At 65.0% G+C, this 21805-nt stretch carries 20 protein-coding genes; 3 read left to right on the top strand and 17 right to left on the bottom strand.

Annotated features, from left to right (window positions below; all coding sequences use genetic code 11):
- Window positions 1–50: 50 nt before the first annotated feature.
- Entirely contained in the window at window positions 51–1073 is a 1023-nt protein-coding gene (locus tag ACEWE8_RS17120) for a LacI family DNA-binding transcriptional regulator (RefSeq protein ID WP_395589334.1), read from the bottom strand.
- Window positions 1074–1097: 24 nt separating this feature from the next.
- Here ACEWE8_RS17120 and ACEWE8_RS17115 point away from each other — a divergent pair, with 24 nt between their 5' ends.
- The gene (locus ACEWE8_RS17115; RefSeq protein WP_144415462.1) at window positions 1098–1307 is read left to right on the top strand and encodes a hypothetical protein; all 210 of its coding nucleotides are present in this window, start codon (window positions 1098–1100) and stop codon (window positions 1305–1307) included.
- Window positions 1308–1322: 15 nt separating this feature from the next.
- Here ACEWE8_RS17115 and ACEWE8_RS17110 read toward each other — a convergent pair whose 3' ends face one another.
- The 10 genes from ACEWE8_RS17110 to ACEWE8_RS17065 all read right to left on the bottom strand — a co-directional run bounded on the left by ACEWE8_RS17110 (window position 1323) and on the right by ACEWE8_RS17065 (window position 11706).
- Window positions 1323–2570 carry a cytochrome c gene (locus tag ACEWE8_RS17110; protein ID WP_046786345.1) on the bottom strand — a complete coding sequence of 416 codons (1248 nt, stop codon included), beginning with the start codon at window positions 2568–2570 and terminating at the stop codon, window positions 1323–1325.
- An 11-nt stretch (window positions 2571–2581) separates the two neighbouring features.
- Complete coding sequence (locus tag ACEWE8_RS17105; protein ID WP_046786346.1) at window positions 2582–4366, bottom strand: GMC family oxidoreductase; 1785 nt, start codon at window positions 4364–4366, stop codon at window positions 2582–2584.
- Between the two features lie 3 nt (window positions 4367–4369).
- A complete protein-coding gene (locus ACEWE8_RS17100) occupies window positions 4370–5107 on the bottom strand; it encodes a gluconate 2-dehydrogenase subunit 3 family protein (protein WP_046786347.1) in 738 nt (245 codons plus the stop codon).
- Between the two features lie 228 nt (window positions 5108–5335).
- Complete coding sequence (locus ACEWE8_RS17095) at window positions 5336–6619, bottom strand: OprD family porin (protein WP_046786348.1); 1284 nt, start codon at window positions 6617–6619, stop codon at window positions 5336–5338.
- Window positions 6620–6671: 52 nt separating this feature from the next.
- Window positions 6672–7988 (bottom strand): MFS transporter, encoded by a 1317-nt coding sequence (locus ACEWE8_RS17090; RefSeq protein WP_046786349.1) that lies wholly within the window; start codon window positions 7986–7988, stop codon window positions 6672–6674.
- A 65-nt stretch (window positions 7989–8053) separates the two neighbouring features.
- Complete coding sequence (locus ACEWE8_RS17085) at window positions 8054–8578, bottom strand: gamma carbonic anhydrase family protein (RefSeq protein WP_046786350.1); 525 nt, start codon at window positions 8576–8578, stop codon at window positions 8054–8056.
- Window positions 8579–8580: 2 nt separating this feature from the next.
- Window positions 8581–9774, bottom strand: a complete 1194-nt coding sequence (locus tag ACEWE8_RS17080; protein ID WP_046786351.1) for a CaiB/BaiF CoA-transferase family protein — start codon at window positions 9772–9774, stop codon at window positions 8581–8583.
- A gap of 11 nt (window positions 9775–9785) precedes the next feature.
- Complete coding sequence (locus ACEWE8_RS17075; RefSeq protein ID WP_046786352.1) at window positions 9786–10694, bottom strand: hydroxymethylglutaryl-CoA lyase; 909 nt, start codon at window positions 10692–10694, stop codon at window positions 9786–9788.
- Between the two features lie 101 nt (window positions 10695–10795).
- A complete protein-coding gene (locus tag ACEWE8_RS17070; protein WP_223255114.1) occupies window positions 10796–11506 on the bottom strand; it encodes a LysR substrate-binding domain-containing protein in 711 nt (236 codons plus the stop codon).
- A complete protein-coding gene (locus ACEWE8_RS17065; RefSeq protein WP_367904047.1) occupies window positions 11485–11706 on the bottom strand; it encodes a LysR family transcriptional regulator in 222 nt (73 codons plus the stop codon). Before ACEWE8_RS17065 ends, ACEWE8_RS17070 begins: the two co-directional genes overlap by 22 nt.
- Window positions 11707–11902: 196 nt before the next feature.
- Here ACEWE8_RS17065 and ACEWE8_RS17060 point away from each other — a divergent pair, with 196 nt between their 5' ends.
- Both ACEWE8_RS17060 and ACEWE8_RS17055 read left to right on the top strand, forming a co-directional pair.
- The gene (locus ACEWE8_RS17060) at window positions 11903–12754 is read left to right on the top strand and encodes a LysR family transcriptional regulator (protein ID WP_046786353.1); all 852 of its coding nucleotides are present in this window, start codon (window positions 11903–11905) and stop codon (window positions 12752–12754) included.
- 96 nt (window positions 12755–12850) lie between these two features.
- Window positions 12851–13846 (top strand): aldo/keto reductase, encoded by a 996-nt coding sequence (locus ACEWE8_RS17055; RefSeq protein WP_046786354.1) that lies wholly within the window; start codon window positions 12851–12853, stop codon window positions 13844–13846.
- Between the two features lie 69 nt (window positions 13847–13915).
- Here ACEWE8_RS17055 and ACEWE8_RS17050 read toward each other — a convergent pair whose 3' ends face one another.
- The 6 genes from ACEWE8_RS17050 to ACEWE8_RS17025 all read right to left on the bottom strand — a co-directional run bounded on the left by ACEWE8_RS17050 (window position 13916) and on the right by ACEWE8_RS17025 (window position 21774).
- A complete protein-coding gene (locus tag ACEWE8_RS17050) occupies window positions 13916–14974 on the bottom strand; it encodes a lipocalin-like domain-containing protein (RefSeq protein WP_046786355.1) in 1059 nt (352 codons plus the stop codon).
- Entirely contained in the window at window positions 14964–17423 is a 2460-nt protein-coding gene (locus ACEWE8_RS17045) for an ABC transporter permease (RefSeq protein ID WP_046786356.1), read from the bottom strand. Before ACEWE8_RS17045 ends, ACEWE8_RS17050 begins: the two co-directional genes overlap by 11 nt.
- Window positions 17423–18079, bottom strand: a complete 657-nt coding sequence (locus ACEWE8_RS17040) for an ABC transporter ATP-binding protein (protein ID WP_039605093.1) — start codon at window positions 18077–18079, stop codon at window positions 17423–17425. Before ACEWE8_RS17040 ends, ACEWE8_RS17045 begins: the two co-directional genes overlap by 1 nt.
- 87 nt (window positions 18080–18166) lie before the next feature.
- A complete protein-coding gene (locus ACEWE8_RS17035) occupies window positions 18167–18940 on the bottom strand; it encodes an IclR family transcriptional regulator (protein ID WP_046786357.1) in 774 nt (257 codons plus the stop codon).
- Between the two features lie 69 nt (window positions 18941–19009).
- Window positions 19010–20467, bottom strand: a complete 1458-nt coding sequence (locus tag ACEWE8_RS17030; protein WP_046786358.1) for an amidase — start codon at window positions 20465–20467, stop codon at window positions 19010–19012.
- Window positions 20464–21774, bottom strand: a complete 1311-nt coding sequence (locus tag ACEWE8_RS17025; RefSeq protein ID WP_046786359.1) for a citrate-proton symporter — start codon at window positions 21772–21774, stop codon at window positions 20464–20466. Before ACEWE8_RS17025 ends, ACEWE8_RS17030 begins: the two co-directional genes overlap by 4 nt.
- Window positions 21775–21805 lie beyond the last annotated feature (31 nt).

Below are 21805 nucleotides of genomic sequence, written 5' to 3'. Positions count from 1 at the left end.
GTTTCATTTTTTGGCTGCAGCAATGGCCGGCGTCGTTGCCGGCCGTTTCTTCATTCGCGTAGTTGAGTGGAACCTCGGACGATCAACTCTGCCTTGAAGTCCAGGCGCCGTGGCGCCCCGCTCTCGCCGCGCAGGCGGTCGTGCAGGCAGTCGAAGGCGGCCACACCGATGCGTTCGGTGGGTTGGGCGAGCGCGGTAATGCCGCTACCGACCAGCGGGTACCAGTCCAGTTCGTCCAGCGCAATCAGGCCGACGTCCTGGAACAGGTTGCAACCCGCGTCGTGCAATACACGGGTCACCGTCAGGGTGGCCACGCCGTTGAAGGTGAAAATAGCCTGGGGCCCGTGCCCATTACTGCCGAGGAAAGCATCAAGCCGGGCGTGCAGGTTGCTGTCGATCTCCACCAGTTGCTGACGCATGCCGGCGCGACGGCTGATCGAGGCGGTGAACGCCAGCGTGCGTTCGAGCCGGGAGCTGGTGCCGTCCAGTGGTTCGGTGACCGCCAGGATGTCGCGGTAGCCACGCGCCTGCAGGTGGTCCAGGGCCTGCTCGATGGCCTGGGCGTTATCCAGCCCTACCAGCTCCACGTTCAGCTCCGGCAGTTGCCGGTCTACCAGGACCATGGGCATGTCGCGCTGCAGGTTGAGCAGTTCGCCGGGGTGATGGCCAAGGGTATTCACGATCAGGCCCTCGACGTTGTAAGACTGCAGGGCCGCCAGGTGATGGCGCTCCTGCTCGTCGTCGCGGTTGGTGTTGCACACCACCAGGCTGTAGCCGTGCTGACGGCACGCGGTTTCAACGCCGTGCATCACTGCGACTGAATAGGGGTTGAGGATGTCTGCTACCAGCATGCCGATCAGCCGCGTCTGGCCACGCTTGAGGCCGCGGGCCATCTGGTTGGGCCGGTAGCCCAGGCGCTCGATGACCTCTTCAAGGCGCTTGGCGGTAGCTTCGGCCAGCAGCTGGCGATCGCCGCCAATGTAGCGCGACACAGTGGCCTTGGAGACGCCGGCAACGCGTGCGACCTCACTGATGGTCACGCGTTCGCGGGAATGGGCAGGCAAGTCGGTCATTTCGGTCCCTTATGATTATTGTCGGTGACGGTGACTGAAACCGGTTTCAATACATCAAAACCGCGCGGTTTCGTCACCTACCGTTCGTCGGGATTCTACCTTTCCTGGCTCACTGCCCACTCAATTTCTTCAGCCGACGCCAACCCTGTAGGAGCCGGCTTGCCGGCGATCACCGGCAAAGCCGGTGCCCTACACCGCAGCGCCTGCATCGCCGGCAAGCCCCTCAAGGTATGACGCCAGGCGCCGGCGTTATCGGATGGCTTTCACATCACTGGCCGAAACAGCACTGCCTTGGTTACCCCAACTGGTCCGGATGAAATTCACCACCTCAGCCACTTCCTGGTCGCTCAAGCGCCAGCCGAACGCTGGCATGGTGAGGTTCGACGGCGCGGTATGCGTCGCCGGCACCGTGCCGCCATCCAGCACCACATGGATCAACGAGGTGGCATCGGCCGTCTGCACCACCGGGTTGCCGGCAAGCGCCGGGAACACGCGGGTATACCCCTGGCCGTCGGTACGGTGGCAGGCAGCGCAGTTGTCGATGTACACCGCCGCACCCGGCTTGCTGTCATCACCGTTCCACAAAGCCTGTGCCACGTGCTTGTCGTACACATGCGGCTGGTCGTGCGGGTTGCTTGCCGGCAGCGTCTTGAGGTAGCGGGCAATGGCCGTCAGGTCGGCATCGCTCAAGTGCTGCATGCTGTGTTCGACCACATCGCTCATGCCGCCGAACACGGCACTGCGGTCACTGCGGCCGGTTTTCAGGAACTGCACCAGCTGCTCCTCGCTCCAGCTGCCCAGGCCGTCCTTGTGGTCACCGCGCAGGTTCTTGGCGATCCAGCCTTCCAACGGCGCACTGCCGGCCAGGAACTGCTTGCCATCAGCGGGGCTCAGGGCCTCTTCCTGCATGGTCAGGGCGCGCGGGGTATGGCACGCGCCACAATGGCCCAAACCCTCCACCAGGTAGGCGCCGCGGCTGACCACCGGGTCGGCACCGGCCGGCGCTTGCCAGGCTTTCACCTCTGGTGCGAACACGCCACGCCAGATCGCCAGCGGCCAACGCATGCTCAGCGGCCAAGGGATGTCGGTGGCCTTGTTCGGCTGCGTCACCGGTTGCACGCCTTGCATGAAGTAGGCGTACAAGGCGCGCATGTCCTCGTCCTTGACCCGCGCATAGGACGGGTACGGCATGGCCGGGTACAGCGTGCTGCCGTCCTTGGCCACACCTTTGCGCACGGTCAGGTCGAAGTCTTCGAAACTGTACTGGCCGATGCCGGTGGCATCCGGGGTGATGTTGGTGGAATACACGGTGCCGATGGGCGTTTCCATCGGCAGCCCACCGGCAAAGGGCTTGCCGCCCTTGGCGGTATGGCAGGCCACGCAGTCACCGGCGCGGGCCAGGTACTCGCCCTTCTTCACCAGCGTATCGGTAGCTTCATCAGCCTGGGCAGCCAGGCCCGTGCCCAGCAGCAGGGTCGCGATCAACAGTTTTTTCATGCCATCGCTCCTCAAGCCTGAACCAGCGGGCCGGGGTTTTTCAGGTACTGCTCGCGGATGGCCCGCGCCGACCAGTAGGTCAGCGCAGCCACCAGGCCGGTGGGGTTGTAACCCAGGCCCTGGGGGAACGCCGATGCGCCCGGCACGAACACGTTGTGCACGTCCCAGCTTTGCAGGTAGCGGTTCAAGGCACTGGTTTTGGGGTCGGTGCCCATGATCGCGCCGCCGTTGAGGTGGGTGGTCTGGTAGCTGGCGGTGTTGAAGTGCTCCTGGACCTTCTTGCCTAGCACGGCGATGGCCTTGGGGTTCATCGCCTGGGCGATCTTGCTCAGCTTGTCGACCATGAACTGGTTCATCTTGATGTCGTTTTCCTGCCAGTCGAAGGTCATGCGCAGCAACGGTTGGCCGTAGGCATCCCGGTAGGTCGGGTCGAGGTCCAGGTAGTTGCCGCGGTACGACTGGTGCGCGCCGTGGGCGTCCATCGACAGCTGGTGGGTGTAGTAATCGGCGGTGGCCTTCTTCCAGGCACTGCCCCAGGCGGGCGTGCCGGGCGGGTTGGCAATACCGGCAATCGGCCGGCTGCCAGCCTGGTTGACCCACATCGGCGAGCCGCCGACGAAACCGTGCGGCCCATGGTCGAAGTTGTCGGCGTTGAAGTCGTCGATCGCCACCCCGTTGCCGCCGGCGCCGATGAAGTTGTTGGTGCAGGTGTCCTTGTCGAAGAACGCTTTCACCGTGCCCATGTTCTGGTAGGCGAAGTTGCGCCCCACAACCCCTTCATTCTTGATCGGGTCATAGGGTTTGCCGATGCCCGACAGCAGCATCAGGCGCACGTTATTGAACTGGAACGCGGCAAGGATGACGATGTCTGCCGGCTGCTCCACTTCCCGCCCCTGGGCATCGATGTAGGTCACGCCGGTAGCCTTGCGCTTGCTGTCGTCCAGGTTCACCCGCAGCACATGGGCATTGGCCCGCAGCTCGAAATGGGGCACCTGGCGCAGCGCCGGCAGGATGTTCACGTTGGGCGACGCCTTGGAGTACATGTAGCACACGTACCCGCTGCAGAAGCCACAGAAGTTGCACGGCCCCATCTGCGCCCCATAGGGGTTGGTGTAGGGCCCCGATGTGTTGGCCGAAGGCAGGTTGTAGGGCTTGTAGCCCAGGCTGGCGGTTGCCTTCTGGAACAGCTGCGCCGACACCACGTTCTTCTGCGACACCAGCGGGAAGGGGTTGGAGCGGTCCGGTGCATAAGGGTTGCCACCCTTCCCTTCGCCGACCACCTTGCCGTTCACGGTCCAGGCCTGGCCCGAGGTGCCGAAGACCTTTTCGGCGAAGTCGAAGCAGGGTTCTAGCTCCTCGTAGCTCACGCCAAAGTCCTGGATCGTCATGTCTTCAGGGATGAAGCGTTTGCCGTAGCGCTCTTCGTAGTGGCTGCGCATGCGCAGCTCCATCGGGTCTACACGAAAATGCACGCCGGACCAGTGCAGGCCTGCGCCGCCCACGCCCTTGCCGGGCAGGAAGGCACCGAGCTGGCGGTTGGGCAGCGCGACATCGTTGACGCTGTGGCGGATGGTGACGGTTTCTTTGGAGACATCCACGAACAGCTTCTTGCGCACGCTGTAGGTCAGCTCATCGATGACCTGCGGGTAGCTGCCCTCGGGGTAGGTGTCCTGCATCGGCCCGCGCTCCAGCGCGACCACCTGCAACCCGGCCTCGGTCAGCTCCTTGGCCATGATGGCGCCCGCCCAGCCGAAACCGACGATCACCGCATCGACCTTCTTCATTGCATTGGCCATGCCTTACGCCCTCTCGCCACGAATCGATACTGCCGGGAACGGGTAAGGCTCGTTGCGCTCGACCCAGTCCATGAAGTCTGCACGGGCGCCGGGGAAGCCGATTTGCGTCCAGCCGACCATACCCTTGTTGCCACCGTGAATCGGGTCGCAGAAGAACCCCTCGCGGGTGTTCTGCACCAGCAGGCTGAAAAACACCTTGGCAGGCAGCTGTTCGAAAACGATCTCACCGGCTTCGATCTTGCCGAGAACCTTGTCTCGGGTAGCGCTATCTTGCTCGGCAAAGGTTTTACCGCTGGCGTTTTTGCACCATGCATCCGCAGCGGCGATGCCCAGGCGGTAGATCTGCTGGGGGCTCAGTTGCAGCTGGTAGCCAAGCTCTGGCGCAGCGTCGGCCTTGAACGGGCCCTGCATGTACCACTGGGCACCTGTGGCATAGGGGGTGTTCATCTGGCGATCGATAAACTCGGCGGCGCCTGCTTCGAGTGCGCCGGGGCCCAGTTCGTCAGCGGGGATGATGCGCGACACCGCCGCCTGCACGAAGGCCCATTCTTCGGCGGTGAAGAAAGTCGGCTGGTAATGGCCAGCGGGCGGTGTAGCGGGCACCTCGGGTTCGCGGGCCGGCTGGGCCAGCAGCTGGCCGGCACCCAGGCCTGTGCTGGTAGCCACGGTGACCACGGGAATAAGGGTCAACGTTTTGCGCAGGAAGTCCCGGCGCGGGTTGTCGGGGGCATGCTCAGGCATTGCAAGTCCTCATCAGCATTGGGGCGGCCTTGGGTTGCGCCGTCTGGGTTTGGATCAGGGAGAGGCCCTGAGAAAGCCGCGTAATCTAGCTGGTTCGGAAACATTTTGAAACCGGTTTCATAGAGGGCGTTAGGCCCTCCCAATGCCGTTAACTTGATGACATGCGCCCAGAACTGCCCCTTCCAGCACACCCGATATCAACCTAAGAGCACATTTGTACTCCACCACTCAAAACTCGACCGTGTACCCAACGATCACCCGATTTTCATCCGCCGCATCGGCAAAATTGGAGCGCATGGTCGCATTTCGCCAACGCAGCGACAGGTTCCTGAACACCCCCGACTGCACGACATAGCTGATGTCGGTGGTCCGCTCCCACTCCTCACCTTCGCCACCTCGCGCGGCCAGCGCCCGGCCTTTGCTGCTGGCAATCCGCTGTGGGTCGACCTGGTCACCCTTGACGTAGCGCACATTGAACGTCAGCCCCGGGATGCCCAATGCTGCAAAGTTGTAGTCGTAACGCAGCATCCATGCCCGCTCGTTGGCCAGGGCAAACGTGCTCACCTGCTGCTCGCTGAACAGGTAGGTATCGGTCCCGCCAACATACGCATAGGCGGTATTTCCACTGGCCTTCTGGTAACCACCGCTGAAGGTATGCCCGTGCAGGCCATAGCCGATGTTGGTGCTCAAGGTCCGGTTATCCACCTCGCCCAGCAACGCCCTGCCTTGGTCGTGCGCGTTGAACCAGCGCCATTCGGTGAATGCCTCCCCCGGCCCAAGGCCGGCCCTGTACTTGAACCCCGCAAATTCCCGCTGGAACAGGTCTTCAAGCTGACTGGTGTGCACGCTGAGGGTCAGGCTCTTCGCCGGCTGATAATCGACACCCGCGTAGTACAGGCGGTCGCTGGTCACCGTTGCCGAATAGGCGCCCTGTTGCGCCATGGCGGTCAGGCTTTCAAAGTCGGTGGAGTCGCGCAGCTTGGTGGCATCGACCTGCAGCAAGGTAAAGGTGAAACGGTCCAAGTCCTTGCTGACCAACTGCGTACCCTTGAACCACTGCGGGAACAACCGGCTGTAGTTCGACACCAGCAATGGCAACTGGGGGCTCAAACCACCCAGCTGCAGGTGGGTCTGCGAAAGCTTCGCCTTGACGGTGGCAACTGCCTTGCCATAGCCATCCACCGCGCGCCTGTCGCTGCCGCGGGGCAACAGCCCGCTGCCGCTGCGGTCCGGGGATGAATCGAGCTTGACGCCGAGCATCCCTGCCGCGTCCAGGCCAAAACCGACGACACCTTCGGTGTAGCCCGATTGCCACTTGAGCATAGAGCCCTGGGCCCACTCACCGCGCCTGGACTGGCTGGCAGCAGCACCGTGAAAGTCGCGATCAAAGTAAAAATTGCGCAGCTCCAGGCTGCCTTTGCCGTCAGCGACAAAGGCCGCCTGGGCCGATTGCCACGCACAGCACAACACCGCGAGCATCAGTGATGCCCGCCGTGAGACGGAAGTGTTCATGGGTTATGCCTTGTTATTGTTCTTGTTGTTCAGCGTCAAGGGCGAGCCAGGTTCAGACCTTGGGGTTTCTGACGTAGCGCATCACCACCAGGCAGGCAAGCAGGATGAGCGGTGCAATCGAGAGCATGCCCATGTACGTGCTGCCTGTGATGTCGTTGATCTGCCCCACCATCACCGGTGCCACGATGCCGCTGAGCTGGCCCACGGAGTTGATTGCTGCGGTGCCGGTTGCAATCGCCAACCCGGAGAAGGTCGACTGCGGGATGGTCCAGAAGATCGGGATGGCAATGAACGTACCCGCTGTCGCCATTACCAGCGCCGCCATCATCGCCCACGACGAGCCCGAGAACAGGCACGCGAGCAAGTAACCAACGGCGGCGGCCAGCAGGCAGTACACCAGGTAGCGCTTGCGCTCGCCGGTGCGGTCCGAGCGCCGGGTGAGCAGCACCATGCCGACGCACGCCACCGCATAAGGCAGCGCAGACAACACACCGACCCACAGCATGTCCTGTACCCCTGATGACTTGATCAGGTGCGGCATCCAGAAATTCAGGCCATAGGACGCGCTTTTGATCACGTAGTAGATGAACGCCATGATCGCCACTTCTCGGGTCAGCAGCACCCGCCACAGCGAGCCCAGCACCGGTTTGTCCGCGCGTTTGTCCTGGGCAAGGTTTTCCTGCAACAGGGCTTTCTCTTCAAGGGTCAGCCACTTGGCCGACGCAATGTCGCGATCGAGCTTGCACAGCACCAGCACGCCCAGCACCACGCACGGCAGGCCCGACATCAGAAACAGCCAGTGCCAGCCGGCAAGGCCCAGCACACCGTCCATGGTCCCTAGCAAAAAGCCCGCCGCAGGGCCGCCAACCGCGCCAGCCAAGGGCACGGCCAGAAACCACAGCCCGTTCATCTTCGCCAGGTGCTTGCGGGGGAACCAGCAGGCCAGATAGAACAGGATGGCCGGCCCGAAACCGGCTTCCATCACACCGATCAGAAAACGCAGGAAGTACAGGGTGTAATGGGTATAGGCAAATACCAGAGCCGCAGTGGCCAGCCCCCAGGACACCATGATCCGGCAGATCCACGCCGGCGCGCCGTAGCGTTTCAGGCCCAGGCTGCTCGGCACCTCGAACAGCACGTAGCCAATGAAGAACATGCTCGCGGCCAGCCCGTAGGCCGCGTCGCTCAGGCCAAGCTCGGCCTGCATCTGGGTCTTGGCGAAGCTGATGTTGATGCGGTCGAAATAGGAGAACAGGAAACAGATGATGGCCAGTGGCATGATGCGCCAGGCCACCCGCCGGTACAGCAGCAGTTCATTGATGTGACGCTCATTGCGCTCACGCGCCAGAACACCGGTCAAGGCAACCATGGTGGATCTCCGTTCTTGTAATTATTGGAGAGCGGCGGCGCCCTTCAGGGCGCCACTGAAGGGGTTTAGCCGATACGCACGAGCTTTTCCTTGCAGGCTTGGCCTTTGCGCACGTAGTCGGCGGCATTGGCGTGCATGTGCGCGATGGCCTCAGGCGATAGCTCACGCACCACTTTGGCAGGTGCACCGAGGATCAGTGAATTGTCGGGGAAGACCTTGCCTTCGGTGACGATGGCACCCGCCCCCACCAGGCAATTGCGGCCGATGACCGCGCCGTTGAGTACCACCGCCTGTATACCGATCAGTGCACCATCGCCAATCGTGCAGCCATGCAGCATCGCCTGGTGGCCGATGGTCACGCCACTGCCCACGGTCAGGGCGAAACCAGGGTCGGCATGCAGCACCGCGCCCTCCTGCACATTGCTGTGCTGGCCAATGTGGATCGGTTCATTGTCGCCACGCAGCACCGCCTGCGGCCACACACTAACGCCTTGCGCCAGCGTGACATCGCCGATCACCGTAGCTTGCTCGGCAACGAAGGTTTCCGGGTGCAGGTTCGGGACAAGCGTGTCGTATCGGTAGATGGCCATTTTCAGCGCTCCTGCTCGTCAGTCTTGAGCACGCCTGCGGCGCACAGCTCGGCAATGTGCGCATCGCTGTAACCAAGCTCGCGCATGACTTTCTGGGTGTGCTCGCCGATACGCGGGATCGGCCGGCGCGGTTGCAGGCGCTGGCCATCGAGCGCCAGCGGCAGCAGTGGCATCGGCGTGCTGCTGCCGTCCTCCAGGGTGAGGTCAGCCATGCCCCCGCTTTGCATCAGGTGGGGGTCATCGAACAGCTCCTCCGGGCGACGGATCGGCGCGAACGGGATGCCATTGGCCTCAAGCTCGACCGCCAGTTGCTGCGCATCGAGTGTGGCGAACACCTCGGCCAGGTGCGCCAGCAAACGCGGGCGCTGCAACACCCGGTCGTTGTTGCTGGCCAGGGTGGGGTCGTCGCGCAATGCCGCCTGGCCAAGCACGGTGCACAGCGCCTGCCACTGCCCCTCCCCTGTGGCGGCGACAAACATCTGCTCCCCCCCGGCAAAGGTGAACACGTCATAAATGGCCCAGGCACTGATGCGGTTGGGCATTGGCGCTGCCGCCTCCCCCGTGACCACAAACTGCTGCATGTGCTGGGCGGCCAGCAGCACGCAGTTCTCGTACAGTGCGCTCTGCACCTCGCGGCCAACGCCGGTGCTGTTACGCTCGTTGAGCGCGGCCAGCACACCAATGGCCCCGAACATGCCGCCCATGATGTCGTTCACCGAACTGCCCGCACGCAGCGGCCGCCCCACCGGCCCGGTCATGTAGGCCAGGCCCGCCATCATCTGCACCACTTCATCCAGTGCCAGCCGATTGTCGTAAGGGCCGTTGAGAAAGCCCTTGTGCGAGGCGTAAATCAACCGCCGGTTGCGCTCGCGCAGCGCGGCGTAGTCAAAGCCGAGCGTATGCATGCGCCCTGGCTTGAAGTTCTCGATGAACACATCGGCCGTGTCGATCAGCGCGAGCACGGCATCCCGGCCCTGGGGCGTTTGCACATCCACGGCGATGCATTGCTTGTTGCGGTTGAAGGTGCGGAAAAACCCGGCGCCTGCGCCGAGCAAGCGCCGTGTGCCATCGCCACGGGTGGGCTCGATCTTGATCACTTCAGCGCCAAGATCACCGAGGATCATGCCGCAGGTGGGGCCCATGACCATGTGCGAAATCTCAACGACACGAATGCCGTCCAAGGGGAGTCTGGACATGCGGGTAGCCCTTAGTAGTTGAGCGGCAGGCCGGCGCGGGCGAGCGCGCCGTACAGGGGTTCATCGGGCAAGGCATCACGCAGCACCTGGCGTGAGTCGATCAATGCCTGCAGGTCGATGCCGGTGTCGTAGCCCATGCTTTGCAGCATGAACACCAGGTCTTCGGTCACGGTATTGCCGGAGGCACCTGGCGCGAACGGGCAACCGCCAAGGCCGGCCAGCGAGGCGTCCAGCTCGCGGATACCTTGCTGCACGGCGACCAGGCTGTTGGCCAGCGCCAGGCCACGGGTGTCGTGGAAGTGCGCGGCGCGCAGGCGCTCCCCGGCAATGGCCCGCACCGCCGGGATCACCATGGCTACCTGCCCGGGGTTGGCGTAGCCGGTGGTGTCGGCCAGCGACACCAGGTCGCAACCCGCCTCGATCACCTGGCGTGTCAATGCGCACAGGTCACCCAGCGGCACATCACCCTGACGCGTGCAGCCGAAGGCCACTGACATGCCGGCGATCATCTGCACGTCATGCCGGCCCATCTCGCTGCGCAGCTGGCACATGCGCCCCAGCTCCTCAACCATTTCCTGCGGCGTGCGGCGTACGTTGGCCATGCTGTGCGCGTTGCTCACCGACACCGGGGCGATGACGCGTTGCGCACCAGACTCCAGTGCATCCTGGGCACCGCGCAGGTTAGGGGCCAGTACCGTAACCAGCAGGCCTGGGTAGGTCAGTGCGTGGGCGACCACCTGTTTGGCGTCGGCCATCTGCGGCAACAGCCTGGCCGGCACGAACGAGGCAACTTCCATGTGGCGCACGCCAGCGGCATACGCGCTGTCGATCCAGCGCAGCTTGGCGGCAGTCGGCATGACCGTCTGCAGGCTCTGCAGGCCATCGCGAAGGCCGACTTCATTGATTGTTATTGTTGTCATCAGGGGGCTCTCTGTCTGAAGCGTGTGGCCAGACTAAGAGCCGCATGGCGGGCAGAAAAGACGTCTTTCACGGGCTGATCCATCGTCAGCCGCGATGGATATCAGGGCATAACCTGCCAGGCCGGCGCGCGCAGCAGCAAGTGGTCCAGCAGGCGCCGCGCCGACAGCGACAGCGCGTGCCGGTCACGCATGCAGATGACGAACTCACCCAACGCCCAGTCATCGGTCAGCGGGATCACCCGCAAGTCGAACAGTGGCGCATAACGCGCCACCGCCTCCTGCGGGAACACCGCCAGGCCCAGGCCGAACTGCAGCAGCCGGTAGGCCGCATCGAACGACGACACGTACGAGCGAAAACGCAGTTCCTTGCCAACTGCCTCGGCGCTCTTGCACATGAAACTGTTCAACGTGGCGAACGCCGACAGCCCGAGGTGCTCGTAGCCAAGCGTTTCGGCAAAGGTAATGCTGGTGCGCGCTGCCAGCGGGTGGCTGGCACCGACCACCACCGCCAGGTGGTCTTGCCGATAAGGCACGAACTCAAGGCCGCCGACTGCGGTGGGCTTCCTGCAGATACCCAGGTCGGCATTGCCCTCCGCCACGCCACGGACCACATCGGGGCTGAAGCGCTCTTCGATATCGGCCTGGATCAACGGGTTTTCCAGCATGAAGGCCGACAGTTCCTCGGGCAGGAACTCCATGATCGACGAGACATTGGCCAGCACCCGCACATGCCCCCGTGCGCCCTCGGCGTATTCGCTCAGCTCACTGTCGAGGCGCTCCATGGCCCGGGTCAGGCCGCGGGCATGGCGCAACAGGCAAACCCTGCCGGGGTGGGTTCGACCCCGCGCTTGCTGCGCTTGAACAGCGTGGTGCCAAAGCGCGCTTCGATGTCCGAGATACGTTTGCTGACAGCCGAAGGCGCCATGAACGCCCGCTCACCGGCGCGGGCGATGGTGCCCTCTTCGCAGACCACGATGAACAGGTGCAAGGACAGGTGGTCGAGGGGCTGCATGGCGGTATCCGGGTAAGGAGAGGCAGCCATCCTAGCATCAGTTATTTGTGTTGCCCCATCGCCGGCAAGCCGGCCCTGGCAGCGATGGCGGTGCTTTTGAAATTGACGCGAAACGTGTGTGCCGGCGTTGGGGCCGGTTCAGGTCGTGGGAATCGCCAGGAGGCTTTATCATGGCCCTCCACCACAGAGGCCCGCCATGTTCGATTGGGAAGACCTGCGCCATTTCTGCGCCTTCATCAGCACCGGCTCCCTGTCGGCCGCAGCCAGGCAGCTGGGCGTCGACCACGCCACCGTGGCCCGGCGCATCGCCGCACTGGAAGCTGCGCTCAACCTCAAGCTGGTCGACCGCCGCCCCAGGGCTTACGTGCTGACCGAGCAAGGCCGCCGGGTGGGCGATTACGCCGAGCAGATGACCCAGGCCTCCTTCGCCCTGGAACACTTCGCCAGCGCAGGCCAGCAGCAGGTTGAAGGCCAGGTGGTACTGGCCGCCCCGCCCGCCTTGCTCGGCAGCCTCATTGCGCGGCGCCTGGCCACGCTGTGCAACCGCTACCCGCAGCTGCACCTGAAACTGGTCGGCAGCAAGTCGCGCGCCTCGCTGGCGCGCCGCGAGGCCGATATCAGCGTGGCCCTGGCCAGGCCCAGCGAGCCCACCCTGGTGGCCAGCCTGCTGGGCTACCTGGATTACCGCCTGTACGCCGCCCCCGGCTACCTGCGCAGCACCAGCACGCCGCGCTATATCGGCTACGACCAGTCCCAGGCCAAGTCGGCGCAGCAACAGTGGCTGCTCGCCCAGACCCACCACCAGCCCTTTGTAGTGCAAAGCAACGATTTGCGCATCCAGGCCCAGGCCGCTGCAGGCGGCATAGGCATTGCCTGCCTGCCGGCATTCATGGCCCAGGAGCATGGCCTGCAGGCCATCGGGGACGAAACACAGACCATGAGCATCGAACTATGGCTGGCCGTGCATGAAGACGTGCGCAACACTCCGCGCATCAAGGCTGTAACCGATTTTTTGCAGCAACAGGTCAAGCCACTGCTGCGCTTGTGAATTTCTGCAGAGCTCGCCTGCACCGATACGGGATTTCCGCACGCCCACAGCCCCGCTAAGCTTCCCCCATCGCAAACGACCACCGAGGAGAAGCAGATGCAGTACGTCAAGTTGGGCAACACCGGCCTGGATGTTTCGAAACTGTGCCTGGGCTGCATGACCTTCGGCGAGCCGGGCGCCGGCACCCACCCCTGGACCCTCGGCGAAGCCGACAGCCGCCCGATCATCCGCCACGCCGTGGAGCAAGGCATCAACTTCTTCGACACCGCCAACAGCTACTCGGCCGGTACCTCGGAGCTGATCCTGGGCAAGCTGCTGAAGGCGTTCACCCGCCGCGAAGAAACCGTGATCGCCACCAAGGTGTTCTTCCCGGCCAACATGTGGGAAGGCAGCACCCGGCCCAACGAACAGGGCCTGTCACGCAAGGCGATCATGGCCAACATCGACGCCAGCCTCACCCGCCTTGGGACCGACTATGTCGACCTGTACCAGATCCACCGCTGGGACTACCACACCCCGATCGAGGAGACCATGGAGGCGCTGCACGATGTGGTCAAAGCCGGCAAGGCGCGCTACATCGGCGCATCCTCGATGTATGCCTGGCAGTTCGCCAAAGCCCAGCAGGTGGCGGCCAGCAACGGCTGGAGCCGCTTCGTGTCGATGCAGAACTACCTCAACCTGATCTACCGCGAGGAAGAGCGCGAAATGATCCCGCTGTGCCTGGACCAGGGCGTGGGCCTGATGCCCTGGAGCCCAATGGCCCGCGGCCGGCTGACCCGCCCGCATGGCCAGCAGACTGAACGTACCCGTACCGACATTTCCGGCCAGTCGTTCTATGAAAAAACCGAAGTGGAAGACGGCCGGGTGATCGATGTGGTCGAACAGATAGCCCGCGAGCGTGGCGTGCCCATGGCCCAGGTGGCGCTGGCCTGGGTACTGGGCAAGCAAGGGGTTTCGGCGCCGATCGTGGGCGCGTCGAAGGTGGCGCAGCTCGATGATGCGATTGGCGCGTTGCAGTTCGAGCTCAGCGCCGAAGAAGTGGAGCGCCTGCAAGCGCCCTACGTGCCGCATGCAGTGACGGGCTTCAAGTAGGCCTGCCCGGGCCTCACCAGCGGCAAAACGATGCCCGCACAGGTACTGCACCCAGGCAGGTGCAGTACCTCAATAGCCCGTCATTTCCAGATACCCACGCCCCTCCTTACCCACACGCACCGGGCCCTCCCAGTAAGGGAAGCGTGTGCCCATCCAGGCCTTGGGCTCCAGCGCATCCACCTCTACATCCACCTGCACCGCTGGCACCTTCACCCGCCAACGGGTGGGCACCTTTTTGCCACTGTCCTGCCGCGTCCAGGCCAGCGGTGTCAGCTCGATCTGCCCGCCCTGCAGCGCACGCGCCTGCCCTTGGGCATCGACCCAGGTGCCCGCGCGGTAAGGCGGCCCCTGATCCTCGCGCACCTGGAACAGCATCAGCTTGGCGCCCGTGCCCAGGTGCAGCGAAAACCAGTCCCAGCCACTTTGCCCGGCGGCCAACGGCTGGCTGCTCCATTCCCGGTCAAGCCAGGCCTGCCCTGTGACGGCGACCCGCTGCCCCTCTCGCTCGACCTCGCCACTGACCCTATAGAACGGCTGGCTGTAGTAGTACGACGCCTGGCCCTTGCCGGATTTTTCGCTGTAACCCTGAACACCGTGCAGCAGCAGCGGCTGATCGCTGGTGAGGGCCAGGTCATAGCCAAACCCTTGGCCCCTGGCCCGCATCTGCAGGCGGTCGACTCCGGGTTTGCCCTGCAACGACCAGTCGTTGATCCACGCCCGGAACGGTTGTGCCTCGACGCCCGCCTGGCCAACTCCGCCGCGCGCCAGCGTTTCACTGACCTGGTGGCCGCCCGGGCCGGTCAGCGCGGCGTGGCCCATCCACAGGTTGGGGCTGTTCCAGTTCCAGGTCTCAGGCCCAGGCCGCAAGGCGGAGCGGAACAACGTCCATTGCACACCCCAGTCACGGCCCTGGGCATCGCGCAGGTTGGCGGTGACGTACCACCATTCGATACGAAAGCCCCCATGCGCGCCATGGTCCCGTGGGAATACCAGCGCATGCCCCGGTATCACCTGCCTGAACGCCGCCGCATCGTCGCCCAGGCCCGCATAACTCTTGGGTTCTGGCGCAGGCGGGTCGCACCCTGCCAGCAGCAGGCAGGCCATCAATCGCAAGGTTTCAGCTTTCATCGGCAAATTGCCTCAACAGCGCGCCTGGCTGGCTGCGTGCCAGCTGCCACAACGGCCAGGCACTGGCCAGCAGGCTGGTCAACAGGCCCAGCACGGCCAGTTGCACCAGTTGCCCGGTAAATACATGCCAAGGCAGACGCCAGCCGAACGCCTGCACATTCACCACCGCCACCAGGCACCAGGCCAGCAGCAGGCCCAAGGGGATCGCCAGCAGCACGGTGAAGCAGCTGAGCATCAACGTTTGCCCCAGGCTCAGCCAGGCCAGCCAGCGCCGTGGTACACCCAAGGCCCACAACGGCGCCAACTGCCCCAGGCGGCGCTGGCTCAAGGTCAGCTGGCTGATGAACAACGCCACGCCGGCAACCCCCAGGGTCAGGCTGTTCAATGCCGCCGTGACCGCAAAGGTGCGGCTGAACACCTCGCTGGACCAGGCTTTGAGGCGGGCCTGCTCCACCACCTGATTGTCATCCAGGGCATAGCGCCGTTGCAGTTCATCCTTCAGCGCAGCCACCCGTTCAGGCCGCACCAGCAGGCTGAAACCCGCGAGGCTGGCCGCTGGTGCATGGCTACCCAACCAACCGGCGTTGACCAGCACATGGCCCTTGGGGTTGCCATAGTCGGCATAAACGCCCACCACGGTCATGGCCTGGGGCGGCTCGCCAGGCAACTGCAGCGTCTGCCCTACAGCCAGGCCAAGGCGCCGGGCAAGTTGCTCGCTGAGCATTGCACCACGGCCGGCGGCCAGCGCCTGCCAGGCGCCCGGTGCCTGCTGCAGCAGTGGCCAGTGCTGGCGGTAGAACGGGTGATCATCCACCCCCTGGACCTGCACCGGCCACTGCTGCAGGCGCCAGTCCACCCGCCAGCTGGGCAGCACCGCGCTGACGGTACGGTCTGCCAGCAAGCGCGCGTAGATCTGCTGCGCCTGCGCGCTGTCGCGGGGCGTGACGTACACATCGGCGGCCAGGCGCTGGTCCAGCCAGCCGATGAAGGTGCGGCGAAAGCCTTCGGTCATGCCGCCAACCCCGACACTGGCGGCCAAGGCCAGCAACAGCGCCATCAACGCCAGGCTCAAGGCCGGCAGTTGCTGGCGGCTGTCGGCAACGAACCACTGCGCCAGCGGGCGCTTGCACACCCGCGCCAGGCCGCCGAGCAAGAGCGCCAGCAACCCCGGCAACACCAGCGCCGCCGCCAGCAGCAAAGCCGCCAGCATGCCGAATGCACTGGGCAGCCCATTGCCCAGGTAGCCGCAGCCTGCCGCCACCATCAGCAGCACGGCGCCGGCGCCACCCTGGCGCCGCAACCACGGCACTTGCGCCAGGCGCCAGGCCTGGGGCTGCGCCAAGGCCAGCAATGGCAGGCGCGCGGCACGCAGCAGGCTGTCGAGCCCCGCCAGCAGCGCGCCCAACAGGCTGACGGCAATGCCTGCCAGCCACCACGTGGCCGGCAAGTGCAACTCCCCCGCCACCTGGGCGCCATAAAGCCCGCGCAAGCTGGAGGCGAAATCAGGCAGCATCAGTGCGGCCAGCAGGTAACCTGCAGCCACGCCTGCCACGCCGCCCAGCACGGCAAACAACCCTAGCTCCAGGGCAAGGGCTGCCAGCAGCACCTGCAAGCTCACGCCGCAAGCGCGCAAGGTGCGGATCAACCCGCGCCGCTGTTCCAGCGCCAGGCCAATGGCCGCATGGGCAATGAACAGCCCCACCACGAAGGCCAGCAGGCCGAGGGCGGTGAGGTTCAGGTGAAAGCTGGCGGTCAGCCGCTGCAGGTCGGCATCATCGCCGGGCGGCTGCAGCTTCAGGCTCGCCGCAATGTCGCGCGGCAGTGGCTGGTCACTGTCGCTGAGCAGCCACGACAATTGCCCGGGGGCATTGAGCAAGGCCTGCGCCTGGCCGATGTCGACCACCACCACACCCGGTGCCAGCTGCGTATGCAGGGTAAGCGGCGGCAATACCTGCCCGTCCACCGTGGTCAGCTGCTCACCGGGCTGGCGCCCCAGCTGGCGCAGCGTGTCCGGGCCCACCCACGCTTGCCCCGGCGTGCCCACGAACGCCTGCAGGTCAAAACCCTGCACATCGGCACCGGCAACGGCCATGCCCGGCAACAGGCCAAGCGGCTCGATCCCTACCAGGCGCAGCGCAACCTGCGGCGCTGCAGCCAGGCGCAAGCGCCCTTCCAGCACCGGTGTTACCGGCCAGCCCAGCCTGCGCAATTGCACATACAGCGCCTGGTCGAAGCGCTGCCCCGAGCGTGCCACCAGTTGCGGGCGGGCAGGCCCGGCGAGCACCGCACTGGCTTGTGCGTAGTCGTTGCGCGCCTGGGTGTTGAGCGCCTGAACGCCGGCCCACAGGGCCGTGGCCAGCCACAAACCGGTGAAGATGCTGATGCACTGCAGCCGGTGGCGCCACCAATGGCTGCACAGGGCCTGCACGGTGATCCATAAGCTGTTCATCACCCCTGCACCCGACCCATCTGCAGCACGCAGCGGCGCTGCAGCATGGCGGCCAGGCGCTGGCTATGGGTCACCATCAGCACGCTGCTGCCCGCCTCGTGCACCAGCTGCAGCAGCAGCGCCAACACCTCGTCGCTGCTGGCCTCGTCAAGGCTGCCGGTGGGTTCGTCGGCCAGCAGCAGCAAGGGCCTGCTGGCCAGCGCGCGGCCGATGGCAACGCGCTGCTGCTGCCCGCCAGACAGTTGCTCCGGGTAGCGTTGCAGCAACGGGGCCAGCCCCAACCGGGTGGCCAGGTGCGTCACCCAGGCCGGGTCATGGCGCCCCGCCAGGCGCGCCTGAAAGGCCAGGTTGGCGGCCACGTCCAGGCTGCTGATGAGGTTGTACTGCTGGAACACCAGCCCGATGCCCTCGCGCCGCCAACGTGCCAAGGCAGCTTCGCCGCGGTTGTCCAGGGGTTGGCCATCGATCAGGATGCGCCCGCTGTCAGCGCGGTCCAGGCCCGCCAGCAGGTGCAGCAACGTGCTCTTGCCGCTGCCGGATTCGCCCATCAGGGCCAGGCTGCTGCCACGTGCCAGCGTCAGGTCCACCCCGCGCAGCACCTCCAGCGGGCCTTGGGCGGTGGCGAACGACTTGCACAGGTTTTCGACGACCAACATTTGGCGGGCCTTATTTGCCGGGTCAGACTGTAGGCATAGCTGCAAACGCCGCTTTGGGGCAAATGGCTTGTGCTGTTTTCACTGGCCTCAGTTCACCAACGCGTGCTGCACGTGCCCCACCGTCGCCGCCAAACTGTTCAGGTGCAAGCTCAGCACCCGCTCCACCGGTGCCTGGTCCAGCGGCCAGTGCAGCGCAATGCTGCCCGCCAGCCGCCCCTCCACCCGCACCGGTAAGGCAATCGCGCGGATCAGGAACGGCAAGCGCACGGGGTATTCCCAAAACCCTTCGGTGCGCTGGCCAAAGCCTTTGTGCCCATCGGCCTCAATATCGCGCAACAGCGCTTCATCGCCCACCCGCTGATGCGTCGCCAGGCGCTGCACCTCAGCCGGCGCCAGCTCCTTCAGGCACGCCCGGCCCATGGCCGAATGAAACAAGCTGGCATGCTGCCCGACGAGCTGGCAGTTGTGCGGGTAGCGCTTGCGCAGCACCTGCGGGATGGCGCTTTCCATCACCTCCAGCCGCTCGCCGTCGAAAGAAGAAAGGTCCGCCACCAACCCGGTGCGCTCGCAAAGCTCGAGCAGCAGCGGCGCGGCGCGTTCCACCAGTTGGCGCTTCAAGCGCAGCTGGCGGTCGCCAAACAGGCGCCGGGCACACAAGCGGTAACGGCGGTCGCTCAGGCCACGGTAGACCCAACCCTGTTCCTGCAAGGTGGCAAGCATGCGCGATACCGTGGCCTTGGGCAGTGCCGTCAGGTAGTGCAGCTCTTCGAGCCCCAGCGCCTGGTGCTCGCCAAGCAGTTCAACGATCGCCAGTGCCCGCTCCACCGAGCGCACGCCACCGCTGTCTGCGGTAATACCCATGGGTTCGACCTCCCTGTCTGTGCGTGGTTGGTCATCATGCCCAGCAAGATACGGGCCTGCCCAGGGCTTTCAGCGCGCCTGCAAACACCCGGGCGGCTGCCGCGCTACCCAGCGCGTCAGTTGTTCATGGGCATAGGCCAGTTGCAGCACGGCGTGATCGGCCTGGGCCGGGCCTATGATCTGCAGGCCCATCGGCAGGCCGGCGGCGTTGAAACCCACCGGCACGCTCATGCTCGGCAGGCCGGCCAAGGTCGGGCCAATCACCACCTCCATCCAGCGGTGGTAGGTGTCCATGGCCTGCCCGCCAACCACCTTCGGCCAAGGCTCGGCTGCGTCGAAAGGGAACACCTGGGCAGCCGGCAACAGCAAATAATCGTAACGCTCGAACAATTTACCCAGCGCCTGGTACCACGCGCTGCGGTCCAGCGAGGCCTGGTAAACGTCCGCTGCGGTCAGGCGCAGGCCGCCCTCCACCTCCCACTGCGCCTCCGGCTTGAGCTGGGCGCGTTTGCCCGGGTCGGCATACGCCGCGCCCAGGTTGCCGTGCGCCAGGAAGTGGCGATGGGTGAGCCAGCATTGCCATAAACGCCCCAGGTCGAACCCAGGCTGGCACGCCTCGACCTCACAGCCCAGCTCGGCGAAGTCTGCCAACGCCGCCTGGCACAGGCCCATCACCCCCTCGTCCATCGGCAGGTAGCCGTCAAAGTTGCCCAGCCAGCCAACCCGTACACCCTTGAAATCGCGCTGCAACCCGGCGGCAAAGTCACGTGGGCCGTCACTGAGCGACAGGGGCGCGCGCGGGTCGTGCCCGGCCTGCACCGACAGCAACCGCGCCACGTCCGTCACCGTGCGCCCCATCGGCCCCTCGGTGGCCAGCTGCTGCACGAACAGCTCCGGCGTTGGCCCGTACGGCACCCGCCCTTGCGAGGGGCGCAGGCCGAACACGTTGTTGAACGCTGCCGGGTTACGCAGCGAGCCCATCATGTCGCTGCCATCGGCCACCGGCAGCAGGCGCATGGCCAGCGCCGCTGCGGCGCCGCCACTGCTGCCGCCTGCCACACGGCTGTGGTCGTAGGCATTGGTGGTGGTGCCGAACAGCGTGTTGTAGCTCTGCGAGCCCAAGCCGAATTCCGGCACATTGCTTTTGCCGACAATGATCGCCCCGCTCGCCCGCACCCGCGCCACGCTGATGGCGTCATGCGCCGGCACCTGCTCGGCAAACAGCGGCGAGCCCAGCGTCGTGCGCAGCCCCGCCGTGGCCGCCAGGTCTTTGACTGCCTGCGGCATGCCATGCATCCAGCCACGCGACTGGCCGGCGGCCAGCTCGCGGTCGCGCACCTCAGCCTCGGCCAGCAGCACCGCGCCCTCGCGCAGCGACACCAGCGCATTGACCTGCGGGTTGAAGCGCTCGATATGGCCCAGGTAGGCCTGCATCACTTCACGGCACGACAACTGGCGCACGTGGATCGCCTCGGACAGCGCCTGGGCATCGAGGGCGACGATCGGGTCGATGGCTAACGGGTTCACGGTTTCACTCCAAGGTTGAAAGCGACAGCCTTGCCAGCGCGGGGTGCTTCTTTCAGGCAATAGGTGCCCAGCAGCGTCAACAGGCAGGCGAACAGCACATAGAACGACGGCGCCACCGGGGTGCCGAGCACCTTGCTCAGCCAAGTGACAATCAACGGGGCAAAGCCGCCGAACACCATCACCGCCACGTTATAAGCCACCGACACCCCGGTGGAACGCACCTCGATCGGGAACTGCTCGGCCAAGGCGGTTGGCGCCGGGCCGAAGAAGCCGCCAATGGCGGTGCACAGCAGCAGTTGCATCACCAGCAGGCGCTCGATCGACGGCGCTGCGGCCACCCACACATACAGCGGGTACACCATCACGAAAAATGCCAGGGTAAAGGCCATCAGCACCGGCCGCCGGCCAAGCCGGTCCGACAGCGCTCCGGCCAGGGGGATGACCACGGTCATCAGGCCCACGGCCAGCATCTGCACCAGCAGCACCTGGTCCAGTGGCAGGCCAAGGTTTTTGTGGGCGAAGGTGGGCATGTTCACCAGCACTACGTAAAACGACACCGTCGCACCACAGGCCAGGCCCATCGAGACCAAAAGGCTGCGCCGATGCTCCCGCAGCACCTGCCACAGGCCGGGCGCCTGGCCCTTGGCCTGCTTGCGCGCCTCCAGGAATTCCTCGGGTTCTTCCATGTGTTTGCGAATCCACAGCCCCACCGGGCCGATCAGCAAACCGATCACGAACGGAATCCGCCAGCCCCAGCTGTCCAGCGCCTCGGGCGTGCACAGGTGGGTCACCAGCGCGACCATCCCCGCCCCGCTGAACACCGCCAGGCACTGCCCCACCAGCTGCCACGAGCCGTATAGCCCCTTGCGGTGGGCCGGTGCGCTTTCCACCAGAAACGCCGTTGCACTGGCGTACTCACCGCCCGTGGCAAAGCCCTGCAGCATGCGCGCCACCACGATCAACAGCGGCGCGCCCATGCCAATGGCCAGGTAGCTGGGGGCAAAGGCGATCATGGCGATGGACACCGTCATCAGGCGGATGATCAGTTGCATCGCCGCCTTGCGCCCCTTGCGATCGGAATAGATGCCCAGCAGCACGCCGCCCACCGGCCGCATGAAAAAGCCCACGCCGAAGGTGGCCAAGGCCATCAGCAGCGAGGCGTACTCGTCGTCGGAGGGGAAGAACTGGCGGGCGATGATGCTGGCCAGAAAGCCGTACACGATAAAGTCATACCACTCCAGGGCATTACCGATGACCGCCGCGACCACTTGCCGGGTACGCGACGCGCCTGTGTGTGAAGTCTGCATGCGGAACACTCCATCAATCTGTTGGCCAGAA

It is taken from the genome of Pseudomonas sp. TR47 (assembly GCF_044143025.1).
Classification (GTDB): domain Bacteria; phylum Pseudomonadota; class Gammaproteobacteria; order Pseudomonadales; family Pseudomonadaceae; genus Aquipseudomonas; species Aquipseudomonas putida_E.
The sequence above is the reverse complement of the archived record's forward strand: the minus strand, read 5'-3'. Positions and strand labels throughout refer to the sequence as shown.

Coding starts and splice junctions, on each gene's coding strand:
- ACEWE8_RS17045 (WP_046786356.1), bottom strand. CDS start 17,423: ATGAACAGCTTATGGATCACCGTGCAGGCCCTGTGCAGCCATTGGTGG.
- ACEWE8_RS17065 (WP_367904047.1), bottom strand. CDS start 11,706: ATGCAGCCCCTCGACCACCTGTCCTTGCACCTGTTCATCGTGGTCTGC.
- ACEWE8_RS17025 (WP_046786359.1), bottom strand. CDS start 21,774: ATGCAGACTTCACACACAGGCGCGTCGCGTACCCGGCAAGTGGTCGCG.
- ACEWE8_RS17055 (WP_046786354.1), top strand. CDS start 12,851: ATGCAGTACGTCAAGTTGGGCAACACCGGCCTGGATGTTTCGAAACTG.
- ACEWE8_RS17080 (WP_046786351.1), bottom strand. CDS start 9,774: ATGTCCAGACTCCCCTTGGACGGCATTCGTGTCGTTGAGATTTCGCAC.
- ACEWE8_RS17095 (WP_046786348.1), bottom strand. CDS start 6,619: ATGAACACTTCCGTCTCACGGCGGGCATCACTGATGCTCGCGGTGTTG.
- ACEWE8_RS17035 (WP_046786357.1), bottom strand. CDS start 18,940: ATGGGTATTACCGCAGACAGCGGTGGCGTGCGCTCGGTGGAGCGGGCA.
- ACEWE8_RS17110 (WP_046786345.1), bottom strand. CDS start 2,570: ATGAAAAAACTGTTGATCGCGACCCTGCTGCTGGGCACGGGCCTGGCT.
- ACEWE8_RS17090 (WP_046786349.1), bottom strand. CDS start 7,988: ATGGTTGCCTTGACCGGTGTTCTGGCGCGTGAGCGCAATGAGCGTCAC.
- ACEWE8_RS17105 (WP_046786346.1), bottom strand. CDS start 4,366: ATGGCCAATGCAATGAAGAAGGTCGATGCGGTGATCGTCGGTTTCGGC.
- ACEWE8_RS17050 (WP_046786355.1), bottom strand. CDS start 14,974: ATGAAAGCTGAAACCTTGCGATTGATGGCCTGCCTGCTGCTGGCAGGG.
- ACEWE8_RS17085 (WP_046786350.1), bottom strand. CDS start 8,578: ATGGCCATCTACCGATACGACACGCTTGTCCCGAACCTGCACCCGGAA.
- ACEWE8_RS17120 (WP_395589334.1), bottom strand. CDS start 1,073: ATGACCGACTTGCCTGCCCATTCCCGCGAACGCGTGACCATCAGTGAG.
- ACEWE8_RS17060 (WP_046786353.1), top strand. CDS start 11,903: ATGTTCGATTGGGAAGACCTGCGCCATTTCTGCGCCTTCATCAGCACC.
- ACEWE8_RS17075 (WP_046786352.1), bottom strand. CDS start 10,694: ATGACAACAATAACAATCAATGAAGTCGGCCTTCGCGATGGCCTGCAG.
- ACEWE8_RS17040 (WP_039605093.1), bottom strand. CDS start 18,079: ATGTTGGTCGTCGAAAACCTGTGCAAGTCGTTCGCCACCGCCCAAGGC.
- ACEWE8_RS17100 (WP_046786347.1), bottom strand. CDS start 5,107: ATGCCTGAGCATGCCCCCGACAACCCGCGCCGGGACTTCCTGCGCAAA.